The 25,000-nt window shown below is 54.4% G+C and carries 18 protein-coding genes; 11 read left to right on the top strand and 7 right to left on the bottom strand.

What is annotated here, in order from left to right:
* Positions 1-2: 2 nt before the first annotated feature.
* Positions 3-755, top strand: coding sequence for an L-cystine ABC transporter ATP-binding protein TcyN (tcyN, locus tag E5C26_RS14880; protein WP_135317004.1), 753 nt, complete (start codon positions 3-5; stop codon positions 753-755).
* Positions 756-888: 133 nt separating this feature from the next.
* Here tcyN and E5C26_RS14875 read toward each other — a convergent pair whose 3' ends face one another.
* Positions 889-1,281: a hypothetical protein gene (locus E5C26_RS14875; RefSeq protein ID WP_135317003.1), complete on the bottom strand. Its 393-nt coding sequence runs from the start codon at positions 1,279-1,281 to the stop codon at positions 889-891.
* Positions 1,282-1,407: 126 nt separating this feature from the next.
* Positions 1,408-5,379 (bottom strand): trifunctional transcriptional regulator/proline dehydrogenase/L-glutamate gamma-semialdehyde dehydrogenase, encoded by a 3,972-nt coding sequence (gene putA, locus E5C26_RS14870; RefSeq protein ID WP_135317002.1) that lies wholly within the window; start codon positions 5,377-5,379, stop codon positions 1,408-1,410.
* A 545-nt stretch (positions 5,380-5,924) separates the two neighbouring features.
* Between putA and putP the strand changes: the two genes are divergently transcribed.
* From putP to phoH, 7 genes are all read left to right on the top strand, one after another.
* Entirely contained in the window at positions 5,925-7,409 is a 1,485-nt protein-coding gene (gene putP / locus E5C26_RS14865; RefSeq protein WP_135317001.1) for a sodium/proline symporter PutP, read from the top strand.
* A 251-nt stretch (positions 7,410-7,660) separates the two neighbouring features.
* Complete coding sequence (efeU, locus tag E5C26_RS14860; protein ID WP_135317000.1) at positions 7,661-8,506, top strand: iron uptake transporter permease EfeU; 846 nt, start codon at positions 7,661-7,663, stop codon at positions 8,504-8,506.
* An 18-nt stretch (positions 8,507-8,524) separates the two neighbouring features.
* Positions 8,525-9,661, top strand: coding sequence for an iron uptake system protein EfeO (gene efeO, locus E5C26_RS14855; RefSeq protein WP_135316999.1), 1,137 nt, complete (start codon positions 8,525-8,527; stop codon positions 9,659-9,661).
* A gap of 11 nt (positions 9,662-9,672) precedes the next feature.
* Positions 9,673-10,965: an iron uptake transporter deferrochelatase/peroxidase subunit gene (efeB, locus tag E5C26_RS14850; RefSeq protein ID WP_135316998.1), complete on the top strand. Its 1,293-nt coding sequence runs from the start codon at positions 9,673-9,675 to the stop codon at positions 10,963-10,965.
* Positions 10,966-11,224: 259 nt separating this feature from the next.
* A complete protein-coding gene (locus tag E5C26_RS14845) occupies positions 11,225-12,385 on the top strand; it encodes an RNA-guided endonuclease InsQ/TnpB family protein (protein WP_135316997.1) in 1,161 nt (386 codons plus the stop codon).
* Positions 12,386-12,521: 136 nt separating this feature from the next.
* Positions 12,522-14,669 carry a TonB-dependent receptor PqqU gene (gene pqqU, locus E5C26_RS14840; protein ID WP_135316996.1) on the top strand — a complete coding sequence of 716 codons (2,148 nt, stop codon included), beginning with the start codon at positions 12,522-12,524 and terminating at the stop codon, positions 14,667-14,669.
* A gap of 684 nt (positions 14,670-15,353) precedes the next feature.
* Positions 15,354-16,139, top strand: a complete 786-nt coding sequence (phoH, locus tag E5C26_RS14835; protein WP_004945903.1) for a phosphate starvation-inducible protein PhoH — start codon at positions 15,354-15,356, stop codon at positions 16,137-16,139.
* A gap of 71 nt (positions 16,140-16,210) precedes the next feature.
* On the opposite strand, the gene E5C26_RS14830 is transcribed toward phoH, so the two are convergent.
* From E5C26_RS14830 to E5C26_RS14820, 3 genes are read right to left on the bottom strand one after another with little or no spacing between them, the layout of a single operon-like run.
* Positions 16,211-17,080: a dimethyl sulfoxide reductase anchor subunit family protein gene (locus tag E5C26_RS14830; protein WP_135316995.1), complete on the bottom strand. Its 870-nt coding sequence runs from the start codon at positions 17,078-17,080 to the stop codon at positions 16,211-16,213.
* Between the two features lie 5 nt (positions 17,081-17,085).
* Positions 17,086-17,640, bottom strand: coding sequence for a 4Fe-4S dicluster domain-containing protein (locus tag E5C26_RS14825; RefSeq protein ID WP_206194279.1), 555 nt, complete (start codon positions 17,638-17,640; stop codon positions 17,086-17,088).
* Between the two features lie 2 nt (positions 17,641-17,642).
* On the bottom strand, positions 17,643-19,976 hold the full coding sequence (locus E5C26_RS14820; RefSeq protein WP_135316994.1) for a molybdopterin-containing oxidoreductase family protein: 2,334 nt from the start codon (positions 19,974-19,976) through the stop codon (positions 17,643-17,645).
* 410 nt (positions 19,977-20,386) lie between these two features.
* Between E5C26_RS14820 and lpxO the strand changes: the two genes are divergently transcribed.
* Complete coding sequence (lpxO, locus tag E5C26_RS14815; protein WP_135316993.1) at positions 20,387-21,289, top strand: lipid A hydroxylase LpxO; 903 nt, start codon at positions 20,387-20,389, stop codon at positions 21,287-21,289.
* A 50-nt stretch (positions 21,290-21,339) separates the two neighbouring features.
* Here lpxO and chaA read toward each other — a convergent pair whose 3' ends face one another.
* Together chaA and E5C26_RS14805 are read right to left on the bottom strand one after the other, a co-directional pair.
* The gene (gene chaA, locus E5C26_RS14810) at positions 21,340-22,440 is read right to left on the bottom strand and encodes a sodium-potassium/proton antiporter ChaA (protein WP_135316992.1); all 1,101 of its coding nucleotides are present in this window, start codon (positions 22,438-22,440) and stop codon (positions 21,340-21,342) included.
* 314 nt (positions 22,441-22,754) lie between these two features.
* Positions 22,755-23,573, bottom strand: a complete 819-nt coding sequence (locus E5C26_RS14805) for a siderophore-interacting protein (RefSeq protein ID WP_135316991.1) — start codon at positions 23,571-23,573, stop codon at positions 22,755-22,757.
* A 130-nt stretch (positions 23,574-23,703) separates the two neighbouring features.
* Between E5C26_RS14805 and chaB the strand changes: the two genes are divergently transcribed.
* Positions 23,704-23,931 (top strand): putative cation transport regulator ChaB, encoded by a 228-nt coding sequence (gene chaB / locus E5C26_RS14800; RefSeq protein WP_135316990.1) that lies wholly within the window; start codon positions 23,704-23,706, stop codon positions 23,929-23,931.
* A 256-nt stretch (positions 23,932-24,187) separates the two neighbouring features.
* Complete coding sequence (locus tag E5C26_RS14795) at positions 24,188-24,883, top strand: gamma-glutamylcyclotransferase (RefSeq protein ID WP_135316989.1); 696 nt, start codon at positions 24,188-24,190, stop codon at positions 24,881-24,883.
* Positions 24,884-25,000: the final 117 nt, after the last annotated feature.

Genomic DNA, 25,000 nt, shown 5'->3' with positions numbered 1-25,000 from the left:
CCATGAGTGCCATCGAAGTAAAACAGCTGATCAAGCAGTTCAAGGGTCAAACGGTGCTGCATGGGATTGATCTGGAAGTCGGCGCGGGTGAAGTGGTGGCGATTATCGGGCCCAGCGGCTCGGGTAAAACCACCTTGTTGCGCTGCATCAACCTGCTGGAAATACCGGATTCCGGCACCATTCGCGTCGGCGATATTCAGATCGACAGTTCCAAATCGCTGAGCAAACAGAAAAATTTGGTGCGGGCGTTACGCCAGCAAGTAGGTTTCGTGTTCCAGAGCTTCAATCTGTTCCCACACCGTTCGGTACTGGAGAACATCATTGAAGGCCCGGTTATCGTTAAAGGTGAGTCAAAAGCCAGTGCTGAACAGCGGGCGAGGGCATTGTTGGCGAAAGTAGGGTTGAACGGCAAAGAGTCCGCTTATCCGCGTCGTCTTTCCGGCGGTCAACAGCAACGGGTGGCGATTGCCCGCGCGCTGGCGATGCAACCGGAAGTGATCCTGTTTGATGAACCGACCTCTGCGCTGGATCCAGAACTGGTGGGCGAGGTGCTCAATACCATCCGTTCGCTGGCGGAAGAAAAGCGCACCATGGTGATTGTGACACACGAGATGAGCTTTGCCCGTGATGTGGCCGACCGCGCCATCTTTATGGACCATGGCCGTATCGTCGAGCAGGGCCCGGCGAAAGAGCTGTTCGCTAACCCGCAACACCAGCGCACCCGGCAATTCCTCGATAAATTCCTGAATCAGTAACATGAAGAGGCCGAACATGTTCGGCCTGTGGTCGTTGGCAAAGTGCCCCTTTGTTCTATGGTAGGGGCGCTGCATGCTGCGCCCTGTTGTATAATGAATGGGTTAGATCGGTCATACGTGTTCAGTCTTTAAATTAATAATCCTCAGCTTTATCCGTTCCCCATTGTGCGGGATTGTTCGCAATATATTCCCGCGTTAACGCCAATTCCCTTTCATTTCGGATGACTCTTTCCCAGTAACTATGCTGCCATGTAGGGTGTTGCAATTGGCGTGTAACAGCCGCTTTGTAATTGCGAATAATTATAGAAATGGTCACCCCTGTTTCTTCGCGAATCGTCACAAAATAGATACCGATAGAGGCATAGTTATAATGGCGCAAGCGAAGGGTTTTTCTCGATCGGAAATGTGTCATTTGTCCTCCTGAATTTTGGATACCTAACCAGAATTTGGTTGGATAGAACATGTTCGAAGAGCGGTTATGCGGGGGATCTTGCAGGAAACAGTTGTCATGTGCAGGGCGCAGCATGCAGCGCCCCTACAGGTTCGCAAAGTACGTTGTGGGGACGGAACATGTTCGGCCCACCGGATGCCGACCAATAAAAAGGGGCGCAGCCATTATGAACTGCACCCCAAGGTTGATTAACGGGGAGAGTTAACCAATGGTCATCAGGCTGGCGTTACCGCCGGCGGCGGCGGTGTTGACGCTCAGCGAGCGTTCGATCAGCAGACGTTCCAACAGGATATTGGTTTCGCCGTGGGCAAAGCCCTGCACCGAAACGATCGCGCCGCTGCGCTGGGCGATTTGCTCGCACAGGATACGCAACTGATCGGCGTCGCCGTGGTAAATGGTGGCGTCAAACTCCACCTTGTCCTGCTGCCAGTCCTTGCTGAAACTGATGCTGGCCTGAACCGCAGCCGGCAGGCGGCGATACAGGTCGCGTTGCAGCTCGGCTTCCGGCCACAGCACGCTGCTGCCCACGGCCAGTACCGCAGCCAACTGAGTCAGGGCATCGGCTTCGTTATCGGCCAGGCAGAGTACCCGCTCACGCGGCAACAGGGCGTAGGTATTGCGCTCGCCGGTCGGGCCTGGCAGAGGGCGCAGGGTGCCGCCCTGACCCAGTTCGGCGTAGCGTTGTGCCAGCGTCACCAACTCGGATTGTTTTTCGGCCACTGCCCATTGCTCCAGCGCCTGATGGGCTTTGAGCAGTTGTGGCCGTGCGGTAGCCTCCAGCGGGCGTTCTTCGTCCTGACGGTTCAGGGTACGTAGCACCGCGTCATCCGGACGGTTGGCCAGCAAGCGGTACAGATACAGTGGGCCACCGGCTTTCGGACCGGTGCCGGACAGGCCCTCACCACCAAACGGCTGCACGCCGACCACGGCACCAACCATGTTGCGGTTAACGTACAGGTTACCGACCTTGGCGCGTTCGGTGACGCGGGCGATGGTCTCGTCGATACGGGTGTGGATACCCAGCGTCAGGCCATAACCGGCGGCGTTGATCTGATCGACCAGCGATTCCATATTGGAGCGCTGGAAGCGCACCACGTGCAGTACCGGGCCAAAGATCTCTTTCTGCAGCTCATCGAAGCTGTCCAGTTCGATCAGCGTTGGCTTGATAAAGGTGCCTCGTGACCACTCTTTCTCATCCTGCGCATTACCTTTCGCCGCCTGATAGACCTTGCGGCCCTTGGCACGCATTGCCTGAATATGGCGTTCGATACCGGTTTTGGCCTCGGCGTCGATCACCGGGCCGATGTCGGTAGACAGGCGCTCCGGGTTACCCATGCGGCACTCGGCCATCGCGCCGCGCAGCATTTGCAGCGTATGCTCTGCCACGTCTTCCTGAATGCACAGGATACGCAGGGCAGAACAACGCTGGCCGGCACTGTCGAAGGCGGAGGCGACCACGTCCGTCACCACCTGTTCGGTCAGGGCGGAAGAGTCGACGATCATCGCGTTCAGACCACCGGTTTCGGCGATCAGCGGCGTTGGGCGACCTTGCGGATCCAGACGACCGGCGATATTGCGTTGCAGAATACCGGCAACGTCGGTAGAACCGGTAAACATCACGCCACGCACGCGGGCATCATTGACCAGCACTGAGCCGACGCTTTCACCCTGGCCTGGCAGCAGTTGCAGCACGCCTTGCGGGATGCCGGCTTCCAGCAGAATGCGTACTGCTTGTGCGGCGATCAGCGGGGTTTGCTCAGCCGGTTTGGCCAGCACGCTGTTGCCTGCAGCCAGCGCAGCGGCAATCTGGCCGGTAAAGATCGCCAGTGGGAAGTTCCACGGGCTGATACAAACTACCGGGCCCAGTGGGCGGTGGCTGTCATTGGCGAAGTCATCGCGTACCTGACCGGCGTAGTAATGCAGGAAATCGACCGCTTCACGCACTTCAGATATGGCGTTGTTAAAGGTTTTACCCGCCTCACGCACCAGAATACCCAGCAGGCTTTGCAGTTGGCCTTCCATCAGTTCAGCGGCGCGTTCAAGAATGGCGGCGCGTTCGGACGGCGGGGTCGCGAACCAGATTGGGCCGGCAGCGGCAGCGGCGTCGAGCGCCCGGCTGACCTCCCCTTCGGTGGCTTCACGCACGTATCCGACGATATCGCCCGGTTCGGCGGGGTTAATCACCGGTTGTTCCACACCCTGATCCAGCTCGGCATCGATAATCGGTTCTGCGCGCCATGGCTGTGTGGCACTGGTCAGCAATGCGCTGGACAGTGATGCCAAACGCTGTTCGTTGGACAGGTCCAGGCCGCTGGAGTTGGTGCGTTTCTCGCCATACAGCTCACGCGGCAGCGGGATACGCGGGTGCGGCAGGCCAATTTGCCCTTCGCTGGCGGCCATGGCTTCGACCGCGCCGACCGGATCGGCCACCAGTTCGTCGAGCGGCAGGGTAGCGTCGGCGATACGGTTAACGAATGAGGTGTTGGCCCCATTTTCCAGCAGGCGGCGCACCAGGTACGCCAGCAGCGTTTCATGGGTACCGACCGGCGCATAGATGCGGCAAGGGCGGTTGAGCTTACCTTCGGCTACTTTACCTACCACCTGCTCATACAGCGGTTCACCCATGCCGTGCAGGCACTGGAACTCATACTGACCTGGGTAGTAGTTGTTGCCTGCCATATGGTAAATCGCGCTCAGAGTGTGGGCGTTATGGGTAGCAAACTGCGGATAAATCAGGTTTGGCACCGCCAGCAGTTTACGGGCGCAGGCCAGGTAGGAAACGTCGGTATAAACCTTGCGGGTGTAAACCGGATAGCCTTCCAGCCCGTCCATTTGGGCGCGTTTGATTTCGCTGTCCCAGTAGGCACCCTTCACCAGACGGATCATCAGGCGACGACGGCTGCGTTGCGCCATGTCGATCACGGCGTCGATGGCGAACGGGCAGCGCTTTTGATAAGCCTGGATCACGAAGCCGATACCGTTCCAACCGGCCAACTGTGGTTCAAAGCACAACTTCTCCAGCAGGTCGAGTGAGATCTCCAGGCGGTCGGCTTCTTCGGCGTCGATATTGATGCCGATATCATATTGGCGCGCTTGCAGGGTCAATGACAGCAGGCGAGGGTAAAGCTCTTCCATGACGCGTTCGTACTGCGCGCGGCTGTAGCGCGGGTGCAAGGCAGAAAGCTTGATCGAAATGCCCGGCCCTTCATAGATCCCACGGCCATTAGAGGCCTTGCCGATGGCGTGAATCGCTTGCTGGTAGGACACCAGGTAGGCCTGAGCATCGGCTTCGGTCAGGGCGGCTTCACCCAGCATATCGTAGGAGTAGCGGAAGCCTTTGTCTTCCAGCTTGCGGGCATTGGCCAGCGCTTCGGCGATGGTTTCGCCGGTCACGAACTGTTCGCCCATCAGGCGCATCGCCATGTCCACGCCTTTACGGATCAGCGGTTCACCGCTCTTGCCGATAATACGGTTCAGTGAACGCGACAGATTGGCTTCGTTATGGGTCGCGACCAGTTTGCCGGTGAACAGCAGGCCCCAGGTGGCCGCGTTAACGAATAGCGACGGGCTACGGCCGAGGTGAGAATGCCAGTTACCGTTGCTGATTTTGTCGCGGATCAGCGCGTCACGGGTTGGTTTATCAGGAATACGCAGCAGGGCTTCCGCCAGGCACATCAGTGCCACGCCTTCCTGTGAGGAAAGTGAGAACTCCTGCAGCAGGCCTTGCACCATACCGGCGCGGCCGTTTGCACTCTTTTGGTTACGCAGTTTCTCGGCAATATCGTAAGCCATCTTATGGGTGGCTTTGGCGAGATCGGCAGGTAAACGCGCCTGTTCGAGCAACATCGGCACCGCTTCGGTCTCAGGACGGCGATAGGCCGCGGTGATCGCCGCGCGGTTGACCGACTGCGGCAGAATTTGTTCAGCAAATTCAAGGAATGGCTGGTGGGACTCTTCCTGCAGTTGCGGCATAATGTCGTCCGCTTCGGCCTGGCCGGCAGCGGCAATGGCAGGAATTTCAGGAAGTTCGGAACCGCTCTCGAGACGCTCGAGATAATTAAAAATGGCCTGCTTGATCAGCCAGTGCGGCGTGCGATCGATACGCTGTGCTGCGCTTTTGATGCGATCGCGAGTTGCCTCGTCGAGCTTTACGCCCATGGTGGTAGTGCCCATGCCAATCCAACTCCTGTGTTTAAGAACCTATATACAAACGGCGGGCCAGATAGGCTGCTGGGATAGGTTCGTGCGTTGTGTGCTGTGATGAATGCAGACAATATCCAGCATGTTGCAACTTTGTGCAACCGTGTTAAATCAGGCGGATGAGCGAAGTGTGAGTTCCATCGATTTTTTAACATCAATAACCGGCATGGTTCTTGCGTGGCCTTTGGCACTACAGGGGGGAGAGGGAGGGCTTGAGTGTGTTATCCCCAGTGATATCAGGGCTAACATCAGATTTTTATTAGGTGCAACTCCGTTTGATGCTGTCAGGTGTAACCCTGAGAGCGGTTAAATGTGACGCAGGGTAAACTTTGTGTAACTTTGTTGTTAAATATCTTGTTGGATAATGAATGGGTCATCTAGGATAGCCGGCAGTCAGACAATTGCGGGCGGAAACTATTTTCACCTGCGGGGGCCCGCAATTTCGCCACGTTCCGGCGGATTGGCAAGCAGTAACTATCGCAATACAGCGCGACATAATAATGAGAGTGGAGAATTTCATGATAATGAGCACACCGATGCTGGTGACCTTCCTGGTGTATATCTTCGGGATGGTGTTAATCGGCTTACTTGCCTATCGGGCAACCAATAACTTTGACGACTACATTCTGGGCGGTCGTAGCCTGGGTAGCGTAGTGACCGCGCTTTCTGCCGGCGCATCAGACATGAGCGGCTGGTTGTTGATGGGCCTGCCGGGTGCCATCTTCCTGTCCGGCATCTCCGAAAGCTGGATTGCCATTGGCCTGACAATCGGCGCTTATTTCAACTGGAAACTGGTGGCGGGGCGGCTGCGTGTGCATACCGAAGCCAACAATAATGCTCTGACGCTGCCGGATTACTTCACCAGCCGTTTTGAAGACAGCAGTAAACTGCTGCGGGTGATTTCCGCCATCGTTATTCTGGTGTTCTTCACTATCTACTGTGCTTCCGGCATCGTGGCCGGTGCGCGTCTGTTCGAAAGCACCTTTGGGATGAGCTACGAAACTGCGCTGTGGGCCGGTGCTGCAGCCACTATCCTTTATACCTTTATCGGCGGGTTCCTGGCGGTAAGCTGGACCGATACCGTGCAGGCCAGCCTGATGATTTTCGCGCTGATCCTGACGCCGGTGTTTGTTATTTTCGCGGTCGGCGGTATCGATACCTCGATGCTGGTGATTGAGGCCAAGAACCCGGCCAATATCGATATGCTCAAAGGCCTGAATTTTGTAGCGATCCTCTCGCTGCTGGGTTGGGGCCTGGGTTACTTCGGTCAACCACACATTCTGGCACGCTTTATGGCGGCAGACTCTCACCGTACCATTCGCAGTGCACGTCGCATCAGCATGACCTGGATGATCCTGTGTCTGGCCGGTACCATTGCCGTCGGTTTCTTCGGTATTGCCTACTTCGCCAATAACCCGGATCAAGCGGGCAATGTATCGCAGAACGGTGAGCGCGTGTTTATCGAATTGGCGATGATCCTGTTCAACCCGTGGGTAGCGGGCATTCTGCTGTCGGCCATTTTGGCCGCGGTAATGAGTACCCTGAGCTGCCAGTTGCTGGTGTGTTCAAGCGCGATTACCGAAGACCTGTACAAAGCCTTCCTGCGTAAAGGCGCAAGCCAGCGTGAGCTGGTGTGGGTCGGGCGCTTCATGGTGTTGCTGGTGGCGCTGATTGCCATCGCGCTGGCGGCAAACCCGGAAAACCGCGTGCTGGGTCTGGTGAGCTACGCCTGGGCCGGTTTCGGTGCGGCCTTTGGTCCGGTGGTGTTGATCTCGGTAATGTGGTCACGCATGACACGTAACGGCGCGTTGGCCGGTATGTTGGTGGGTGCGGTAACGGTGATCGTCTGGAAACAGTTTGCCTGGTTGGATCTGTATGAAATTATCCCTGGCTTCCTGTTCGCTTGTATCGCCATCGTGGTGGTGAGCCTGATGGGGCGTCAGCCTTCGGCAACCATCACCGAACGTTTTGATCAGGCAGAAACCGAGTTCAAAACCGTTTAATCTTCTCGCACCGCGAATCTCAAAGGGCGCTTAATGCGCCCTTTGTCATTTTCTATTCCGTGGTTTTCTGTCATCTGCCTGAAACACCTGGCGACATTTGATTAGAAAAAATCACCCTTGCGGCTCTTGTATTTCTTCCAGCCAGAATGATAATCACTATCGTTGTGTTTTACTTTTCTTTACATTGGCGTTGCCGCCATTTCTGGCGTGCAGACGCTTCGCAGCAGATGCCTTTTTAGGGGTTATTAATTATGTTTGTTCCCTTCCTTATCATGTTCCGTGAGGGGCTGGAGGCGGCGTTGATCGTCAGCCTGATTGCCAGTTACCTGAAACGCACGCAGCGCGGTCAATGGTTAGGCGTGGTATGGATAGGGGTGATTGTTGCCGCTGCCCTGTGCCTGGCGCTCGGTATTTTCATCAATGAAACCACCGGCGAATTCCCGCAGAAACAACAAGAGCTGTTTGAAGGCATTGTTGCGGTGGTGGCGGTGCTGATCCTCACCTATATGGTGTTCTGGATGCGCAAAGTATCCAAGTCGGTCAAGGTGCATCTGGAAGGCGCTATCGATAACGCACTCAGCTCCGGTAAAGGCCAGGGCTGGGCGCTGGTGGCGATGGTGTTTTTTGCCGTGGCCCGCGAAGGCCTGGAATCGGTATTTTTCCTGCTGGCAGCCTTCCAGCAAGACGTTGGCATTGCGGCGCCGATCGGTGCGGTGCTCGGCCTGGTGGCAGCCATCGTGCTGGGCATGGTTATCTACTGGGGCGGCGTTAAGTTGCACCTGGCCAAGTTCTTCAAGTGGACCAGCCTGTTTATTCTGTTCGTGGCCGCCGGTCTGGCTGCCGGGGCGATCCGCGCTTTCCATGAAGCCGGGTTGTGGAACCACTTCCAGGATATCGCCTTCGACTTCAGTAACCATCTGTCGACCCATTCGCTGTTTGGCACCCTGCTCGAAGGTATCTTCGGCTATCAGGAAGCACCAACGGTAAGCGAAGTGGCGGTCTATTTCCTGTATCTGATCCCAACACTGATTTTCTTTTTCCTGCCGCAGCGTGCGGAACCGGCAGCGGTTTCGGCGCAACGTAAAATCAATCATTAATTTTAATAGGGAATTTGTATGTCTACTCCATTATTCCGCCGCAAGGCGTTGCACGCAGCATTACTGGCTCTGCCGGCGTTCGCGCTTAGCATCAACGCTCAGGCGGCAGACGTGCCGCAGGTGAAGATCACCGTTAACGACAAGCAGTGTGAGCCGATGCAGTTGACGGTGCCGGCCGGTAAAACTCAGTTTGTGGTTCACAACACCAGCCAGAAAAACGTTGAGTGGGAAATCCTCAAAGGGGTGATGGTGGTGGAAGAGCGTGAGAATATCGCGCCGGGCTTCACCCAGAAGATGACCGCCAATCTGGATGCGGGCGAATATGACATGACCTGCGGGCTGCTCAGTAATCCGAAGGGCAAGCTGACTGTGACCGCTGCCGCAGGTGCCGCCACCGACGGCAAACCGAATGCGATGGATTTGGTCGGGCCGATAGCCGAATACAAGGTTTACGTGACCAAAGAAGTGGAAGGTTTGGTCAAGCAGACCAAGCTGTTCACCGACGCTATCAAAGCCGGCAACGTGGAACAGGCGCGTAAACTCTATGCGCCGACACGCCAGCACTACGAGCGCATTGAACCGATTGCCGAACTGTTCTCCGACCTGGACGGTAGCATCGACGCCCGTGAAGACGATTACGAGAAGAAAGCGGAAGATCCAAAGTTCACCGGTTTCCACCGCCTGGAAAAAGCGCTGTTTGCCGATAACACCACCAAAGACATGAGCAAATACGCCGACCAACTGTACAACGACACCCTCGAGCTGCAAAAACGCGTGACCGATTTGACCTTCCCGCCAAGCAAAGTGGTGGGCGGGGCGGCCGGTCTGATTGAAGAAGTGGCGGCGAGCAAAATCAGCGGTGAAGAAGACCGTTACAGCCGTACCGACCTGTGGGACTTCCAGGCTAACGTCGACGGTGCGCAGAAAATCGTTAACCTGCTGCGCCCGCTGCTGGTCAAGGCCAACAAACCGCTGCTGGACAAGATCGACGCCAACTTTAAAACCGTTGATACCATTTTGGCGAAGTACAAAACCAAAGAGGGTTATGAGTCTTACGAGAAGCTGACCGATGCCGATCGCAATGCCATGAAAGGGCCGATCACGACTCTGGCGGAAGACTTGTCACAACTGCGTGGCGTTCTGGGTCTGGATTGAGGCAAAGCATAATGAGTAACAAGATCGGCCCGGAAAACGGGCCGCATCCACAAGGCGCGGCGTCACCGTCGCGTCGTCGTTTGTTGCAGGGCCTGGGGCTGGGCGTACTGGCGCTGGGCGGCAGCCGTCTGACCCAGGCGGCGGATAAAACCGCCGATCCGCTGGCAGTACCGCAGGATGAACGTTGGCAGAAGCAACCCTTCTATGGCGTGCATCAGGCCGGGATCCTCACGCCGCAGCAAGCCGCGATGATGCTGGTGGCGTTCGACGTGCTGGCGAGTAACAAGCAGGATTTGGAGCGTTTGTTCCGGCTGCTGACCACCCGTATTGCCTTCCTGACCACGGGTGGCAGGGCACCGGAGGTGGATCCCAAGTTGCCACCGCTTGATTCGGGCATCATGGGGCCGGAGATTTATCCGGATAACCTGACGGTTACCGTGTCGGTCGGCAGCTCGCTGTTTGACGAACGTTTCGGTCTGCAGGCACAAAAACCTCTGCGGCTGCAGAAAATGACGCGCTTCCCTAACGACTCGCTGGACGCCAGCCTGTGCCACGGCGATTTGGTGTTGCAGATTTGCGCCAATACCAATGAAACGGTGATCCACGCGCTGCGCGACATTATCAAGCATTCGCCGGATCTGCTCAGCGTGCGCTGGAAGCGGGAAGGGTTTATTTCTGCTCATGCCGCACGTAGCAAAGGCAAAGAAACGCCGATCAACCTGCTGGGCTTTAAAGACGGCACCGCCAACCCGAAAACCAGCGACAAGCCCTTGATGGATCAGGTGGTGTGGACCGCCGACAACGTCGGGGAACCGGCATGGGCGGTGGGGGGCAGCTACCAAGCCGCGCGTATTATCCGTTTCCATGTGGAATTCTGGGATCGCACGCCGTTGCAGGAACAGCAAACCATCTTTGGCCGCGACAAGCACAGTGGTGCGCCACTCGGCATGAAGCATGAGCACGACGAGCCGGACTACGCGCAAGATCCTGAAGGGAAAATGATCCCGATGGACGCGCATATTCGCCTGGCAAACCCGCGCACGCCGCAAACCCAGAGCAACTTACTGTTGCGCCGTGGTTACAGCTATTCACTTGGCGTGTCCAATTCCGGCCAGTTGGAGATGGGGCTGCTGTTTGTTTGTTATCAGGCCGATCTGGAAAAAGGCTTCCTGACGGTGCAAAAACGCCTGAATGGCGAAGCGTTGGAAGAGTACGTCAAACCGATCGGCGGCGGCTATTTCTTTGCGCTACCGGGGGTAAAAGACGCCAATGATTACCTGGCTAGCGGCCTGCTGAAAGCCTAAGCCACTTCTTACAAGGCGGGGGATCCCCGCCTGATTTTTCAGCCATTCACGACAAACCATCGTTAATTATAATCAATAGTGACCTTGCGCAATTGTGGGGCCGGGCTTTAATTAGCATTTGCCCCGTAAACCCTCGCCCCTTCGGGCGGGGATATAAGGGGAGCTAATCAGGAATTTTCTGCGATAGTTAATGTATATTTTCTGTTCAAATACCTTCCAGGGTCATAAAGTACAGTCCTATGATATATGAGTGGTTACGATGAAAAGAGCAGCTAAAGTACGCCTGTACCCGACCACCGAACAGGAAGCATTTTTAAATGCCCAGTTTGGCGCGGTGCGTTTTGCGTACAATAAAGCTCTGCATATCAGCCGCCACAAGTACCAGCGACACGGCGTATCGGTCAGTATTAAGCGTGACCTGAAACCGTTACTGGCTGTAGGAAAAAGATCCCGCCGTTACCATTGGCTGAAAGACTATGACTCACTGGCGTTACAACAGGCGGTGATTAATCTTGATACCGCTTTTGGACACTTTTTCAAGCGACGTGCTCGTTTCCCCACCTTTAAGCGCAAGCAGGGCAAACAATCCAGTTATCACCCTAACGGCAAAGTGTTAACCGACGCGATCCAGTTGCCAAAAATGGCACCCATTAAAGCGGTCATTCATCGCGATATTATCGGAAAGGTGTCCAGCATCACCGTCAGTCGTGGCGCGTCAGGAAAATATTATGCCGCCATACTCTGTGACGATGGACTGGCCGCGCCAGCCAAAACCACATTGATAACTCGCGTAACCGGTTGTGATTTGGGTTTGTCCCATTACCTAACTCAGTCGGGCGGCGTAAAAATAGCCAATCCGCGGCCTCTGGTACGCGCCAGCCGTAATCTGCGGCGCAAACAAAAAGCGCTGTCACGGAAAATAAAAGGCAGTGCAAATCGGGCAAAAGCGCGTTTACAGGTAGCGAAATGTCACGAGCATGTGGCGAATTCTCGCGCTGACTTCCAGCATAAATTGTCTCGTACACTGGTTGACGAAAACCAAGCGGTCATTGTTGAGACACTGAAAGCAGCAAATATGATGAAAAATCACCGGCTGGCGCGGCATATCGCTGATGCGTCGTGGTCAGGATTTATCATGAAACTGGAATACAAAGCGGAGCAGGCTGGCAAACATCTGGTGAAAATTGATCAATGGTTTGCCAGCACTAAAACCTGCCATTGCTGCGGTTATAAAATGGCAGAAATGCCGCTGAATAAACGTATCTGGCCATGCTTGGCCTGTGGTGTTAAGCATGACCGCGATATTAACGCGGCCATTAACATCCAGCGCAAGGGCATAACGGATTTACAGGCGGCGGGTCTCGTCGTCTCTGCCCATGGAGGCCAGCGTAAATCCGTCGCACAGACGGTTGCGGCCTGAGAAGTGGGAAGCCTCGCCGTTTACGCCGGGGAGCAGTCACGCTAACTATTTTCATTTTTTGTTAAAAGCATTAACATGTCGGCCATAACGTTCCAAATGGTTCATATAATTCGATCCCTTTAACGGCAATCCCTTGATGAAAAGCACTCATAAAAACCGGTTGGCAGTTTCAGCGCTGGTTATTCCAGCCCTACTGCCTGTTTCTGCCAGCTTTGCGCAGGACAAGGATAGCGAACAGACCATGGTGGTCACCGCCAAGCGCAGCGGTCTTTCTGAACTCTCAACCCCCGCGGCCGTCAGCGTGGTCGCGGGCGATCAAATCCGTGAGGCACGGCCACAGATCAACCTGTCGGAAAGCCTGGGCAGCGTGCCCGGTTTACAAATTCAGAACCGCCAAAACTATGCGCAGGATTTGCAGCTCTCGGTGCGGGGTTTCGGCGCGCGCTCAATGTATGGCGTGCGCGGTGTGCGTATCTATGTCGATGGCATTCCGGCCACCATGCCGGATGGGCAGGGGCAGACTTCGAACATTGACCTTAACTCGGTCGAAAAGGTGGAAGTGCTGCGCGGGCCGTTTTCCGCCCTCTACGGTAATGCCTCCGGCGGTATGGTGAATGTGGAAACCGAAACCGGCCAACAGCCGCCCCGCCTTGAAGCCAGTTCGTACTTTGGCAGTTACGGCACCTGGCGCTATGGCGTCAAGGCCACCGGAGCGACCGGTGACGGCACCCATGCCGGCGATGTTAACTACACCATTTCCGGCACCCGTTTCACCACTCAGGGGTTCCGCGACCACAGTGGCGCGCAGAAAAATCTGGGTAATGCCAAGCTGGGCGTTCGCATCGACGATGTCAGCACGCTCACGCTGCTGTTTAACAGTGTTGATATCAACGCCAACGATCCGGGCGGCCTGACCTCCGCCGAATGGCATGATAATCCGCGCCAGGCACCGCGAGCCGATCAGTACAATACGTGCAAAACCACCTCACAAACCCAGGCCGGGCTGCATTATGAACGCCAGATGGGCGTTGATGACGATCTCAGCATCATGATGTATGCCGGTGAGCGTGAAACCACTCAGTACCAGTCGATCCCGGTCGCGGTACAGCAGCGCAGTGCGCAGCATCCGGGTGGGGTGATTGACCTGACGCGCCATTATCAGGGGATTGATACCCGCTGGACGCACCGTGGCGAGCTGGGCGTGCCTTACACCCTGACTGGCGGGCTGGATTATGAAACCATGACCGAGCAGCGCAAAGGGTATGAAAACTTTACCCTGGTCAATGGAGTCACCGAGCTGGGTACCGAGGGGGCGTTGCGCCGTAACGAACGCAACCTGATGTGGAATGTGGATCCTTACCTGCAAACCTCATGGCAGTTGACGCAACAGCTGACGCTGGATGTCGGTATGCGTTACAGCACCGTCAATTTCGACTCTAACGATCACTACGTCACCGGTGCCAATGGCGATGACAGCGGCAGTGCCAGTTACCATCAGTGGCTGCCTGCCGGTTCCCTCAACTATGCGGTGATGAGCGGCTGGAACCTGTATCTTTCCGCCGGTCGCGGTTTTGAGACGCCGACCATTAACGAACTGTCTTACCGTTCAGGCGATCAGGCCGGGCTGAACTTCGGGCTAAATCCCTCAACCAGCGACACGGTGGAGTTGGGCAGTAAAACCCGCATTGGCAATGGCCTGCTGACCGCTGCCGTTTTCCAGACTGACACCCGTAACGAAATCGTGGTGGATGAAAGCAGCAATGGCCGCACCAGCTACAAAAACGCCGGACAGACCCGCAGGCGTGGCCTGGAGCTGGCGCTGGATCAGCAATTCGCTTATGACTGGCGGGTGCAGTTGGCCTGGACGTTGCTGGATGCACGTTATCGCGATGATGTGTGCGGCGACAGCCAGTGTTCAGCGGCCAACATGGTACCCAACGGCAACCGCATGCCGGGCATTGCACGTAATATGGGCTATGCTTCGCTGGCCTGGTCACCGCCGGAAGGTTGGTATGCCGGTGCAGAGGTGCGCTATATGAGCGATATCGAGGTTAACGATGCCAACACGGAGCAGGCCCCGGCTTATACTACCGTCGGTTTGAATACTGGCTACCGCTATCCGCTGGGCAATTGGATGCTTAACGTTTTCGGTCGGGTAGATAATCTGTTTGACCGACAATATGTGGGGTCGGTGATCGTTAATGAAGGCAATGGCCGTTACTACGAACCGGCGCCGGGCAGAAACTGGGGCGGCGGATTGAGCGTCTCTTATACCTTCGAGTAACGGCAGGATTCGCCTTTCGGCGTAATCATTCAGCATCAGGGCGGGAGCTTTCCCGCCTTTTTTAATTATAAATTTCGGGGGATGAACCGGTTCTGAAGTGTGCAAAATTTAATCAGGAAACCAAAATGTCATTCGTCAGTTTTAATCATAACAAATTGATATTACAGTGGATAAAAATTCCGTTGAATGACGTAATCGGCGTGATATAGTGTTCTTGCGCCACGTTAAAACAAAAAAGATTAAATTTTTTTACATTTTAGTAACGCGGCAGGGTTGAATGTCATTATACTGTAATCATCTGGCGGTAGTTTTCACAAGGTGCACAGCTCGAAGCTGTAAATAACACTGCGGGGATCGCTAATGGTAAAGTCCTTGGTTGGGCTAGAAAGAACAAATAACAGACCTTCCCTGATTTCTCGTTGTAACGAGGACATTGCTTCCGACTCTCTTTTCCTGGCTACTCCGCACTCCCGTCATTCCAAATTCTTGTCACTTTTTACTCAGGTTTTAATTACGCAATCGCGTTATCCCGTGAAACATCGGTGTGCTATCACGCCCGCCGTATATTCACTTTTTCAATTGGCTATTGTTGGCTCGAAAGGAAGCCGAAACCTAATCTGTGTGTGAAACATAATCGCGCGGCTTGGCCGTTGCGGTAGGTGAAACAAACTGTAAGGTGCCACTATGAGACAAAAAGCAGTGATCAAAGCACGTCGTGAAGCGAAACGCGTTATTCGTCGTGACGCTCGTAGTCATCGCCAGCTTGAAGAAGAGTCTGTAACCTCGCTGGTACAAATGGGTGGTGTTGAGTCTATCGGCATGGCACGTGACAAGCGCGATAGCTCTCCCATAGAGGCACGAACCGAAGCTCAGGGTCATTACTTAATCGCCATAGATAAGAAGCAGTTGATTTTTGCCACCGGTGAAGCCGGCTGCGGCAAAACTTTCATCAGCGCTGCGAAAGCGGCAGAAGCCCTTATACATAAAGAAGTGGATCGGATTATTGTTACTCGTCCGGTTCTGCAGGCGGATGAAGACCTCGGTTTCTTACCCGGGGATATTTCTGAGAAGTTCGCCCCTTATTTCCGTCCGGTGTATGACATTCTGGTGCGCCGTTTAGGATCGTCCTTTATGCAATACTGCCTGCGCCCGGAAATCGGCAAGGTAGAGATCGCGCCTTTCGCCTACATGCGCGGGCGTACCTTCGAAAATGCGGTCGTTATCCTGGATGAAGCCCAGAACGTGACCGCCAGCCAGATGAAGATGTTCCTGACCCGTTTGGGTGAGAACGTAACGGTAATCGTTAATGGTGACGTCACCCAATGCGACTTGCCACGCGGCGTGAAGTCCGGCCTCAGCGATGCGATGGAACGATTCGAGGAGGATGAAATGATCGGCATCATCCGCTTTGACAAACAAGACTGCGTCCGCTCCGCCTTGTGCCAGCGTACGCTCAACGCCTACAGTTAAAACCTGCCCGCTAATTCAAGGCCGCCTCGGCGGCCTTTTTGTTGCCTTGGAAATGGGTCTGACTGATCATCTCAAAACCAAGGATACTGGCTCATCACGCCAGCGTAAAATAGCATCCGGCCACTCACTGAGGCGCAGAGTAGGGCCAGCATCAGCACGCTGGCGGTTCCTACTGACAACACCGGTCGGCGATAAAGATAGGTCGCCAGTCCGGTGGCGATAATCAGCCCGGCAAAAATCAGCCAACTCATCAGGCCTGAGCCAAAGATGGCGATGGCACTGGCCAACATTTTGCCCTGTTCGCTAAAGCCTGCGCTGTACCCCAGGATCACCGCCAACATCAGTGCCACCGCCAGCAAAATGCCGCCCGGCAGCTCCGTGGGCAGCTGTCTCTGATGCTCATCCAGTGCCGCATTGAAGACACTGATCCTCAGGCCCAGGGTGGCAAAACCCAACAGCAGTGCCGTGGTAATAAAGCTGAGATGGGTGATGGGCGAGTGCCACAGCGGGTGGCTGCTCATCTGGTAATAAACCTGTGCCGAAACCAGAATGGCAGCCAGCCCGGCAACGGAAGCCAGCAGGCTAACGCCGCGGATAAATGCATGGCTGCGGTTAAAGCGAAACAGGATGACAGCCCAGCTAAACACCACCGCATTAAGCAAGAAGAAAGCGACGACTTCCCGGCTTAACCAGGAATGACCGATACCCAAAATGGCGCGGTAGGCACCGGTTGGCGAACCCAGATGCAAGAGCGACAACATCGAACCGACAATATTGACGGCCAGAATAACCACCGCCATTTTGCGCAGGGCATTAAAGCGTTTTTGTTCCGTCAGCCATATCGGCTGGGCGAGGATTAATACTGTGATGGCCACCATCGTGCCCACCGCCCACTGACAAAATACGGTAAAAAAGACCAGGGGAAGTTCATATTCAGACATGGCTTCTATTCCTTATTACCGGCGGGAATAATCACGATATTGGGATGGCTGATTTGATGGTTCGGCAGTGAGTAACGGGTTTCGATGCGTGTTAAGTCAGCCGAGTACTGCACGCGCAGCACGTCAATATCACCAAACTGCAGTACCCCGGCCGGGCAGGACTCGACGCAACGGGGTTGCAGCCCTTCATCCAGCCGTTCGGCACACAGATTGCACTTGCTGGTTTTCCCTTCGACCGGGTCAAATACCGGCGCATTATAGGGACAAGCCATAATGCACATCCGGCAACCAATGCATTTGTCGTGATCCTGCACCACGATGCCGTCCGCTCGTTTGCTGTAAGTATCGGCAGGGCAGACTTTCATACACTGCGGATCGTCACAGTGATTGCAGGACATCGAGATAAACGCCATCGCGTTAGGGTCATCAAAGCTAAATTCTCTGACCCGTCGCCAAAGCACGCCCGCCGGGGTGGCATTTTCGGATTTACAGGCCATCGAGCAGGTTTTACAGCCGTAACAGCCGCGCATATCGACCAAGAATCCGTATTGTCTGACCATGATTATGCCTCCGCCCGAACGTCAACCAGGGTGCTGTTACAGCAATGGCCGGTGCCCAGCACTTCCACATGATCGTTAGTCACATGGCTACTGCTGCCTCCTTGCTGTTCCCACCAGCCATTATCCAGACACACCACGCCGCGTTTGATTTGGCGGGTCACCACGGCCAACGCCCGGTGCTCGCCACGGTGATTGAAAGCAATGGCCCATGCGCCGTTCTGGATATTGCGGCTGGCGGCATCATCCGGGTGGATCATGATATTGGGCTGATTGCGTTGCACCTCGAGGATCCATTCATTCATGCCGTGGCTGGAGTGAATACTGCGGGCCAGCTTGCGCTGCACGGCCATGAGTGGGTATTGGCTTGCCAGCTCGGGCGAACCTTTCGGCGACTCTTTAACCTGCATATAGGTGACAATCGGCGAGAAGTCCTTTTTCTGCCAGGCTTCAATAAACAGGTGGGCTTTTTTAGTCGGCGTGCGGAAGATGCCATCTTTGAACGGGATCCACGGTACCGGAACCGGCTTGACTGGCCCCTGGCGCAGTTGTTCAATCGTGATACCGGTACCGGCCAGACAGTTTTCGATATACTGTTCGATCGGCTGATTAAACACTTCGCCAAAGCCGAAACGTTCGGCCAGCCGGGCAAAGATCCAATAATCTGCTTTGGCTTCGCCCACCGGCTCTACCGCTTTTTCCATCAGTTGCACGTAGTGGCTGCGAACGCCGGCCATCAGGCTGAGATCTTCAAATATGGTGGTCACCGGCAGCACCAGATCTGCATATAAGACGGTGGAACTCATCAGGTTATCGGCCACCACCACAAAAGGCACTTTCTTCAATGCTTTCTTGACCATATTGGTATTGGGTAACTGGGTTAGGGCACCCAGGGTCATAATCCACCAGAAGTTAATCGGGTGAGGGCGGTCGTTGACGATCCATTCACCGGTTTTGGCCACCGGTATCGGCGGGATTTTTTGGACATTGGGTGCCGGAGGCACTGGCGGATTGAATTTCATCATCTGTCTTGCCCCACCGGCATCACAGACGCCGCCACCGGCTTTGCCCATGTTGCCGGTCAGCAGCGCTAGATAAAATTGGCTGGCGGCCACATAGGTGCCAAACTCGGTACGCTGAGCACCGGACATGTTCTGTACGATCATCGAAGGCTTATTGCTGGCATATTCCCGCGCCAACCGCAGCAGGGGGGCCGGCGGAACATCGGTTTCCGCCGCCACTTTCTCAAGATTCCAGGCGGCGGCTTCCTGGCGAATCAATTCAAACACCGTGGTATAAGCGGCATCCGCAGGCAGTTCTGCCCGCGTCAGCGCAGCAACAATGGCGGGCGTATCGTGACGTACCAGGCGCTGGCTTAGCTGGTCGTAGACCAGATAACTTTCTTGGTCCTGCGGGTTTTCCCTAAGCTGTTTTTGCTGAGCATCCACCAGATAAACTGCCCCGGTGTGTTGACGCAGGAACTCGGCATCATAGCGCTGTTCATCGATAATGATTTTGATCATCCCCAGTGCCAACGCGGTGTCTGTGCCAGGAACAATCGGGATCCATTCATCGGCCTTGGCTGCGGTTTCGTTAAATCGAGGGTCAATCACTATCAGGCGTGCCCCCCGTTTCTGCGCCTTGATATATTCTTTGAAGTAGGCCTGCATGGTCACCGCCGGATTATTGCCCCAGCACAGGATGTAGCGGCTATCGCTAATGGTGTCGCGCATATCCGCATAGCGCAGGCCAAGCATCGGTATCATGGCGGCGGTCACCGCAGAGCAACACAAGGATCCGCTGCGTTTGGTGGCACCGCCGAGGTAATCAAAAAAGGCCTTGGCCATATCGTTCTTAATAGAGTCCATATTGCCGGAGCTGCTTGAAATCAGCAGACCCTTATTCCCGTGGCTGGCAATGGTGTTACGGATATTTAGCTCAATCAGATCCAGCGCTTCATCCCAGGATATGGGTTTGAATTTTCCTTCGCCTTTTTTCCCGACCCTAAGCAGAGGTGTTTTAACCCGCAATGGGTGATACACCCATTTGGTCCGGCTCATACCGCGCAGGCAGCACTTGACGTTAAAATCTTTACTGGCCTCTATTTTCTTTAGCTCACCCTGGTAGACATAAGCCGTTAAGTTACAGTGCAGACACTCCATCGCACAGGTTGACCTAAACGTTTGATAGTCGGTTAGTTTAAGCCTCACGCGAGGCAAGGGTTTACCGTTATCCATAGCCATCGAAAATACACAGGGTGAGATACTGGCCAACCCAATTACTCCCAGCCCCTTTAACAAGGTCCTGCGATTCATTCTGATATCTGATATGTTTTTCATGATATTTCCCGCGTGTATTATTTGTTTTTATTATTGTTTTCGAGGTTTTTTTAATTAAAAACACGCTGAGTTAATCATGAGTGAATTATTGCGTACTGATCGAAATCAAATTAATAATTTATAGTGTTGTGGCAACTTACCCGACTCGCTAATAACTGAAATGCAAATATAAACTAGCTCATGTTGTTTTTTGACGGTTTACCGCGGGTGGTCCGGTAGGGGCGGTTTATCTGCGTTTGTTTAGCTTTTGTGTAAATTATTGTGGTTTTTTGTATAGATTTTAGTTGGATTAGCGTTAATGATTAGTGGGGTTCCAGACGGGCGCAGGGGTTCATCAGCCAAAAGGAAATATCTGGGGGAGTATGCCAGGTTGGCGTACTGAGCATTGGGATCTTCAAAGCGGTTCAATCATGAAATATATTATTTTATTGCTATTTATTTTGTGCGTTGTGTATGTTCATTACCGTGGCAGGGTGCGTTACACCTTCTGGCGGCAGCTTTCCGATCATTCCACCTTCACCGCGCCATTGAACGTTTTCATGTATCTGTTCTCACGCGTGCCGACCACCCCTTATTTGCAGCCGGAGCAATTCCCTGAGCTGCAGGTGCTGCGGGAGAATTGGCAAACCATTCGTGATGAAGGGCAGCAACTGATGGCGATCCAGCAGATCAAAGCCTCGGATCAATTTAACGATGCTGGTTTCAATTCGTTTTTCAAAACCGGCTGGAAGCGCTTTTACTTAAAATGGTATGAAGACAGCCACCCGTCGGCGATGAGCCTGTGTCCACAGACTACGGCTTTGTTACGGAGCCTGCCTTCGGTCAAGGCGGCGATGTTTGCCGAACTGCCGGACGGCAGCCGCCTGCCGCGTCACCGCGACCCTTACGCCGGTTCGCTGCGTTATCATCTGGGGCTGATTACCCCGAATGACGACCGCTGCTTTATCGAAGTGGACGGTGAGCGCTACAGCTGGCGCGATGGTGAGGGGGTGATGTTTGACGAGACCTATCTGCATTTCGCCGAAAACCAAAGTGGGCAAAACCGGCTGATTCTGTTTTGTGATATCGAAAGGCCGATGCGCTTCCGCTGGGCGCAGGGCATCAATCACTGGTTGGGGCGCAACCTGATGAGCGCGGCTACCGCACCCAATGAAGAGGGCGATCGCACCGGTGGCGTCAACAAGCTGTTCAAGTACATTTATGCGGTGCGTAAAGTGGGGAAACGGCTGAAGGCGTGGAACCGTACCGGGTATTACATCATTAAATGGATTTTGTTTGGTGGGATTGCGGCGGGCATTTTCTTCGCAATATAAGCTTTCGCGGTATAAAGGCGATGGGCGCCAGCAGGGCGCCCATCGATTAATCAGGCAAAGATAGTCATCATATAGGCGGCGAACAGCGCCAGGTGCGCAGTCCCGTTCAGCACGTTGGTTCTGCCGGTGGAGAACGAAAGCTGACACAGCAGCAACACCGTCAGCATCACCACAATATGCGGTGTCTGCAAACCGAAGATCAAGGTTTGACCGGTCAGCGTGGCGATGACGGTGACCGCCGGTACCGTCAGGGAAATGGTAGCCAGCACCGAACCGAAGAACAGGTTCATGGCGCGCTGTACCTGATTATTCAATACCGCACGCAGTGCCCCCAGCCCTTCAGGCGACAGGATCAGCAGGGCGACCAGGAAGCCGGTAAATTGCGCCGGGGCATTCACCTTGGTCAACAAACCTTCCAGCGGATTGGCGTTAAACTTGGTCACCGCGATCACCGCAACCAGATGCACAATCAACCAACCGGCATGCCAGGCACTGCTGTGCGAGGAAGGCTTGCCATGGTGCGGGTCGCCATCGTCATCTTCGTGCTCATAGACGAACAGACTCTGGTGAGTTTTGGTCTGGATCACCAGGAACACGCCGTACATGGCAGCAGAAATCACCGAGACCAGCAGTGCCTGGCCGGTAGTGAAATTGCCGCCCGGCAGCGCACTCGGGAACACCAGCACAATCACCGCCAGCGGGAAAATCGCCATCAGATACTGTTTAATACCGCCCAGGTTTACATACTGGGTCGCGAATTTACGCCCGCCAAGCAGCAGGGCAAAACCGACCAATCCGGCACTGACAATCATAATGATTGAGTAAAGCGTATCGCGCATTAGCGCCGGCGCGGCGTCGCCGGTGGCCATCAGCGCTGAAATCAGGCTGACTTCCAGGATCACCACCGACAGGCTGAGGATCAGCGAGCCATAGGGTTCACCCAAACGGTGAGCCAGCACGTCGGCATGGCGCACTACGCTGAACGCGCTGCTGAGAATACCGATCAGGGCAATGATGTTAATACCGACGATCAGCGGAAAGTTAGTGGTGTTGCCCCACAGATTCAGCACCACCAGGGCGGCAATGGGGAGCAGCAGGGAATACTCAGTGTGGCGGGATTTGGATCGGCCAGGATCGTTTTGCGACTTCATTTCGATGGTACTCCTTCTCAAACAGCGTGGTCCCGTCATCGCTGACTGCCGTTAAAGGCAACTCTGCGCATCCAGAATGTAATTATATTTAATAATAATAGGATACACCCAGTGGCGCGTGCCGGGGAATGATGTGATGTTGTTCTGGTTGCAAAAGCAAATGCTTGCAAACTGTGACTAGGTTAACAAAAAAACCGCACGGGATGCGGTTTTCTTTACTTACTTTTACGTATTGAGACTCATTTTTTTCATTAACGGCACGTAAATTGCAGTTTGTGGTTGTATTACACCGTTAACAAAGGAAAAAATCCTCATCAGTCATCAATATTGTCCATAATTTCATGCCGTTTATTATGATAACCCTCTTCATTTAATCCCTCACGCCAGTAAGGGACGGCATAAAGCCGATTACGCTCACATTGGCGATCGCGGCGCAGGTAGCGTCGCAGTTCAACCACCAGACGATCTTCACCGGCCAGCCAGTATTGGATCTCGGCCTGCGGCTGCGGCAAGGCGCAAAACTGGGTGATCAGCTCTGCCGTTTTCTCGGTGCCGCCAATGATCCAGCTTAGCTCAAGGCCAGCAGGTTTTTTCAGTTCGATCACGTCGGCTGAGCTATCTACGCGGATAAAGGCATAACCTTCACTGTGTGCCGGTAGACCTTCCAGCAAAGCCGCCAGTGCGGGTAAAGAAGAAGGGTCACCGGCCAGGTAGTAGAAATCGGCCTCTGGCAGCATGGGTTTCGGGCCACCGGGGTTACTGATACCAATTTTATCGCCAGCTTTTGCCGCGCGCGCAAAGTCAACCGCCGGGCCGCTGTGGTCATGAATGGCGAATTCAATGTCGATCTCTGCCAACTCCGGACGTACTGCACGGATGGAATAGGTGCGCACAATGGGCCGAACCGCGTCTGCTGCCCAGCGTGGGCCATTTTCGGTCAGCGTCGGTAGATCCGGCTGTGTCTGGCCTGCAAGCGGCAGGAAAACCTTAATGTGTGCGGCGGCGGCGTTGGCCGGGTAATAGCGCAAGTCCGGCGCGGTGAAGGTGATGCGACGCAGGTGCGGGGTAATATCGCGAATGGCACTGACTGCAATCAGGTAGGGTGCGCGTGAGCGTGGGGCTTCGGTAGTCACGGGGTTCTCCTTATGTTCGTTTGGCGCTGAGTATATCACGCCATTTGATAATGAGAATTGTTTGCTAATTGAAGCGAGAGGATGGGGCATCTAAGCTTAAGGTTCACTGACTATTTACTGGAGGAAAGTGATGCCCTATAACAGCACCAATGCCTTGCCTGACAATGTGAAGAATGTATTGCCGGCGCATGCGCAAGAGATCTACAAGGAAGCATTCAACAGCGCCTGGCAACAATACCGCGATCCGGACGACCGACGCGGTGACGACAGCCGTGAGGAAACGGCACATAAGGTGGCTTGGGCCGCAGTCAAGCAAAGCTACCACAAAGGCGATGATGGCCACTGGCATAAAAAGTAACTTCTTCATCCGGCGCATCGGTGCGCCGGTAAATCCTGCGTTTTGAAGCTACAGCTTGGCAATTAATATTATTGCTGCTGAGTACAAATACTTTTTCACTTTAAACCACGCTTGAAACTTGATTGCTCCCCGAGAAAAGAATAAGGTCATTATTATCGCGGGAAAGGTTATAGAATTAATAAAAATCCGCATTCAATAATAAAGATGAACAGTGGCTAGGGAGTATGAGCAATCTTATTCCCGGGAGGTTGTTAAGGTGTTAACGCGAGATTTTCTGCAAAATGCGGATTGCAAAACAGCATTCGGCACCATTGAGGAGTCGTTGTTACTGACATCAGAGCAGCGTGCGGCCTCACTGGATTGTACTTTATCCCGTCGGCCGGATAACAGCCCGGTGTGGGTTTTCGGTTATGGTTCATTGATGTGGAACCCGGTGTTTGAATCCGAAGAGGTGCGACCGGCCACGCTGCAGGGCTGGCACCGTGCCTTCTGTTTACGGCTGACTGCCGGACGTGGCACCTTGCATCAGCCGGGGCGTATGCTGGCGCTGAAAGAGGGCGGCCATACTACCGGCCTGGCGTTTCGCCTGCCGGAAGCCAAGCTGCGCGAAGAGCTGGAACTGCTGTGGAAACGAGAAATGCTGACCGGCTGTTATTTGCCGACCTGGTGTGACCTCACCCTGGCCGATGGCCAAGTGGTGACCGCGTTGGTGTTTGTGATGAACCCGCAGCACCCGCTGTTTGAAGAGGATACCAGCCACCAGGTGATTGCCCCGTTGATCGCCAGCGCCAGTGGGCCATTGGGCACCAACGCTCAGTACCTGTTCTCACTCGATACCGAGCTGAAAAACCACGGTATGAAGGATGACTGTGTTGGTGATTTGGTCTGCTATGTGCAGCAGTGGTTGCAGCAGAATACCTCCGGCCCTGTTGCTGGAGAGGCGACGGCCTAATCCCCGCACCGCGTTTTCAAAAGGCTCAACATGTTGAGCCTTTTGTGTTTCATATATCTAATACCTATATTTAATAACTTTATTCTGCATGAATATTTAAGCCACAATTTAATGATG

Source organism: Serratia proteamaculans (assembly GCF_004684015.1).
GTDB lineage: Bacteria > Pseudomonadota > Gammaproteobacteria > Enterobacterales > Enterobacteriaceae > Serratia > Serratia proteamaculans_F.
This window is presented reverse-complemented; position numbering and strand designations above follow the sequence as displayed.